3 protein-coding genes are annotated in these 5,346 nt (G+C 39.4%); all 3 read right to left on the bottom strand.

Going from position 1 to position 5,346, the window contains the following annotated elements:
* A partial coding sequence (locus tag ABZB17_RS20110) for a T9SS type A sorting domain-containing protein (protein WP_372652988.1) occupies positions 1–688 on the bottom strand: 688 nt, incomplete at its 3' end.
* A 56-nt stretch (positions 689–744) separates the two neighbouring features.
* Positions 745–3,135, bottom strand: coding sequence for a T9SS type A sorting domain-containing protein (locus tag ABZB17_RS20115; RefSeq protein WP_372652989.1), 2,391 nt, complete (start codon positions 3,133–3,135; stop codon positions 745–747).
* Between the two features lie 459 nt (positions 3,136–3,594).
* A partial coding sequence (hrpB, locus tag ABZB17_RS20120; protein WP_372652990.1) for an ATP-dependent helicase HrpB occupies positions 3,595–5,346 on the bottom strand: 1,752 nt, incomplete at its 5' end.

Raw genomic sequence — 5,346 nt, forward strand, 5'->3', positions numbered from 1 at the left:
AGTTTGTTACATCAAAAATAAGGGTATAAGTTTTGTCTCCAATAGGTATGTCATGAATGGTTTCTGATACAATTTCTCCTGAATACCCGATAAAAGTAAGGCTGTCACCGGTTCTGTATTCAAAAGTGTTGTATAAATTACTGCCAGATTTGATTTTATAATTCGTTATTGGGGAGTAGGAATTGTCAATCAATTTTAAATCGGCTGTTCCACTGCTTTTGTTACAAATTAACTTTGCTTTTAGTCGTAAATTTGGTGAAGAGATCGTTAAAAAAAGTACTCCCTTTACACTTGATTCTAAAAACAATTTATTCTCTCCAACGCTAATAAAATCATTCCATTCCGCTATTTTCCTGCCATTTACAGAAAAAATGTTTATTTGCGCCCGTTCGTAGAAATTCGAATTAAAGATAATGTTAGCTGAATTGTCGAAGGGATTTGGGTAAACAACAAAATTATTGTTTTCCTGGTCATCTAAAATGTCCAATGACGATATTAAGATTGAAAAAATATTGCCGCTAACCAGCGTATCTGTACCATTGGTATTGTTAATTATTTGAATGCTATCAATAGTTAATGGTGCATTATTAAAACTGTTTTCTCCCAAAAATGTTAATGTTATATTTTGACCAAAAGCGTGAATATTACAAATGGCAAATAGGATTGATAATAGTAACAAGTGTTTCATTTTTTGGTCGTTTAATGTAACATGAATGGTATACTGGATACATAAATCATCTTCTGCTATTTTGTCCAGATGATTTTCCTACTATGGTTATAAGTTTCATTTTTTATATTGATGATATAAACTCCCGGTTTGATAGAGAAGCGAATCAAATTGTTATTTCCTTTGTAAATCTCTTCCGAAATCAGGATGCGTCCTGAAATGTCGATAATATTTACGCGAGCAGGTTTCTCTTCCGTGGAAATCACTTGAATGTAATCTTGCCGGGTGTTTGTTCTAATTTCAAAAGGATTGTTAAGTGCTACAACATTGGCACTGGTAGCTACATTACTACTGGTATGCAAAAACAGTTTCTCTGAATTTTTATATTCATCAGTATAGACAAAAGAATATTCATTTCCTTCTTTTAAGGAAGTAAAAGTTCCCTTCACTTTATCTTCAATGGTAATATGGCATTCTTCCGGAAGATTAAATGCTGCTGAAGTAAAATTGACTTCAACACCTACCTGAGCATCAAGTCCCAATGGGATCACTAAATTATCGTAGTCAGATGGCAGACATTGAACCGAAAAATCGACCCCATTATCGTCAACCAGTCTTGTATAAAGCGCAAAATCAGGATTTGCTTTGAACATACCTGCATCGTAAGTTACATCAAGACCAGTTGTCATTGATGCATTAAAGGTTACCAGGGTATTGCTAACACTATTGCCGCCGGTTGCAGTAAGTTTTATTGTTGGCCACCCATTGTCTTCCGATTTTAATGGTATGGAGGTTTGATGAGCTTGCATCGTTTTTGAAATGCTAAAACTTCGGGAACTATTGTCTTTTGCGCGCACGAAGAAGCCTTGACCTGCTTGTATGTAGTCCTGATTTAATGTGCCGTCTGGTGTTCCTCCCGAATTGTTGATTATTACATACTGTCCTGACGAAGGATCCCATAAGTACAGGCCTGCAAAATTCGGATCCATATTTTCAATATTGGCAACTGATAAAAGACGATCAGTACCCGACGCAGCGTTGGTTGCAGCTATGGATGAAGTAAATGGATTTCCCAATAAATTCCATCCTTTATTTACATATGAAATGGGGATATTAGAAATGTCACTTAAATTTATTTGTCCCGAAAAAGATACATAACCTGAAGTTTCACGCAGTGTAGAATAGCCTTTGCCCAGCGTAAAGTTCGTGCCCGGATCTATTGACGGGTAGTTGTCCCAATTGTCATTTTCTTCGATATAACTTGTAATTGCGTATTCTGATGAATTGGTGGCAATATTATTTTCTGTTGCAGTAGCCCATCCCCAAATATCCTGCCCGGAAACCGGTGAGCTTATTAAGTGCCAGTTTGGATCGCCGGATATATATTTTTCAAAGTTTATGGTAGCATCAGACTCACCTTTAATTATCATTGAGCCGGAACTTGATTCGCTCGTGGAACTTACGGTAACTGTACCTTGATTAACTAAGTTGCCATTTACCGTTAATTCTCCTCCTCCGGTTATTGTTAAGTTACCACCCGGTTCAACAGTTAGATTTTTACAAATTACACCACTTGTGTTGATAACAGGATTAATGGCAGAATCAGGAATCAATGCATTGTCAAAAGCCGACGGAATTGTATCCAATTCCCAATTGGTTTTGGTAAACCAGTCATCGTCGGTTAAACCTATCCAACGGGTGGTAGGAGTGAATCTGTATAGTAATCCGTCATTAATGTAATCTTCCATATTGGTAAATCCAATTTCTTTATCAACAGTAAAACTATATGTTGGCTCTGGGCCGGGCGTTATACTCATAAAACTATAATCGCGTTCATCGTTTAACCCAATGTTTATTCCTGCGTCAGAAAACGACCACCAACTGTTTACCGATTCATCATCACCATATCTGAATTCGATTACATTTGTTCCTTCGTATAACCATACCTGGAATTTCAAGTGAAATCTTTCATTTTCATCCAACCAAAACGTCAGATCATTGAATTCGATTTTTAAGATTCTGTTACCTGCCGATCCGGTTAACTGGTATCTGATACTTCCGCCATCGTTAATTATAAAATCATCCCAAAGCGGAGCAATAACAAGCTTTCGATAGGCACTTTCAAAGTAGTTCCAGAATAAATCTTCATTCCATCCAAAATTTTCATCCAATGAAATAAAGCCATTTGCGCACACTTTAAATTTTGTGTAGGGTTTATAGTTATATATAAAGGTAAAACCAATGGGAAGAGCTTCGGAGAGGCCGTCATCCCATGCGTCATATTCAATATCATTGACAAACAATTCAATAGGAGGTGTGTTCAGGGTGTCGTATGTATTTCCCGTGCTATATGAGAAAGTATATAGTGGTTGTGCTTCCATACAAAGCGGAAAGAGTAATACAAGTATGATTAGGAAATGACTTAAATACGGTGGCTTGTTTTGGAATATTTTTACGAAACTTTCCATACACAAAGATTTAGTTATGGGTTAAAACTTTTTATAAATTTCGATTGGACTAAACTGAATATAGAGTTAGACCACTTATTTTTTATCTGATATAATTTAAGGATTATAAACGATTTTGCAAAAAATAACTTCTTGATTTTTAGTTTTGTACAACTAAGTACAACCGTGTTTGTGCCTGAATCATGGCCTTTTGGTCAGTATTGAAAATAGATATTGAAAAGAAACCGGAGAATGTTTTATTCCGGTTTATTGATCTTTTCTCTTCTTTTATTTAGTATTGAGAGGCCTGTTTGCTGTTGAATTTTTCCCTGATGTAAAGGAACTGAATTTTTATACCTTGTCGGTAAATCAGGGCATAAAGGGCATGGATGTACCGCTTTCATTGAAAGAAAGATGCCATCGTATTTCTGAATGTTATAGCACAAATCCACTAAAGCATAATGGATATAGAATAGATGCTTATGAATTCTTTTTTCGTTTTACGCCACGTAATGGCTCTGCTTCCAACGGATTGTCCGGCCAGTGGTGTTTCGGATACCGTGCTTTTAACTCCTTTTTAACTTCGAAATAGGTGTTGGTCCAAAAGCTGTTCAAATCATCGGTTACCTGAACCGGTTTAAACCCCGGCGACAAAAGATGTAGTAACACTTTTACTCTTCCATTGTTAACGGTTGGCGTGTCGAGCAAACCGAATATTTCCTGCAGGCGAACAGCCAGAACCGGTGCTTCTCCTCCTGGGCCATATTTTAGCTTGACATTTGATCCGCTTGGTACTTGAAGTTTCTCCGGTGCAAGTTTATCCAATAATTGCTGTAGTTCATAAGGCAGGTGATTTTGCAGCACTTTCTTCAGGTCTATTTTTTTCAGGTCTTCCGGCTTTTTTATAGCATTAAGGTAAGGCGAAAGCCATTCGTAGTTGGTTGTTAGCAGGTGGCTGGTACTAACATCAGGCCAATCATTCGCTGTGTCCCAATGCCTCAGACTGATTATGCGGTTTTGCCATTGTTCCACTTCCTGATTAAAATCGAGAAGCCAGGCACCTTCTTTTTTTACGGCATCAGAAATAGCCTTTATTTTCTGGTCGATATCGTAATCATGCAGTGGTTTTTGTTGCAGAATAATACTGCCTATTCGTAATTCTGCAAAAGCTGAAAAACCACCTCTTTTTGTATCCCAACTTATGGATTCAACGGTTTTAACCATTGGTGCAAGATCGCGTGGGTTTAGAGGGGAGGCCAAGAATATGCGGCCAACACCATCGCGGGCATTTACACTTGCGATCGACAGCCAGTCTTCATGTGCCAGGTCGTCTTCGTGCCCTGCTGCAGCGATATTGCCGTTAGCCAGTTTAAATTGGGCATTGTTACCCGGAGTTGCGTGAGCAATACGTTCAGGGTAGGCGTAAGCCAGCAATAAACCGGTCTCAAACGGATCTGTTGATGAATTGTCTTCATCAATATTGAGCATTTTCCGGTATTGCGCCGAAATTTTGGCAATATGTTTCAATCGTTTGTTTTTTAATGTCCCGCTGCGATAGCGGCGCAAAGCCTCAATACGCAGATTTATATCGATTCCGGCATCGCGTGGTAAAGGATCGCGTTCTTCCAAAATGGCAGCAATATCGCATGCTAGTGCTGTTAAATCATCGTTTTGCGCCAGAAGTAACATGTGTGCCAGCCGAGGATGACAGGGGAGTCTGTGAATCGCTTTTCCGTGTTCGGTAATCTTTCCGCCTTCAATGGCATCCAGTTGCTCCAGCAGTTCATTGGCTTGCAAAACATGGCCTTTGGGTGGGGGAGTGAGCCAGGTTAATTTATTGATATCGTCAACGCCCCATTTAACCATTTCCAGCGCAAGCGAAGCCAGATCAGCTTCCTCAATTTCCGGGGTGCGGTGTTTATTCAAGTGATGATGTGTGGCCTTTGTCCACATGCGGTAACAAACACCGGGGCCAAGCCGGCCGGCGCGTCCGGCTCTTTGGTCGGCTGAATCTAAAGTTATTTCCACCGTTTCAAGGCGCGATAAGCCGGTGTTGGGATTAAATTTAAGCGTTCGGCTAAAACCGCAGTCAACCACAACTTTAACGCCTTCAATCGTTAAACTGGTTTCGGCGATGGATGTGGCAAGAATTATTTTACGCCTTCCATCGCGGCTGGGCATTATTGCGGCAAACTGTTTGTGTGGCGGTAGCTGTCCGTAAAGCGGATGAAT

The organism is Draconibacterium sp., assembly GCF_041583095.1.
Taxonomy (GTDB): domain Bacteria; phylum Bacteroidota; class Bacteroidia; order Bacteroidales; family Prolixibacteraceae; genus Draconibacterium.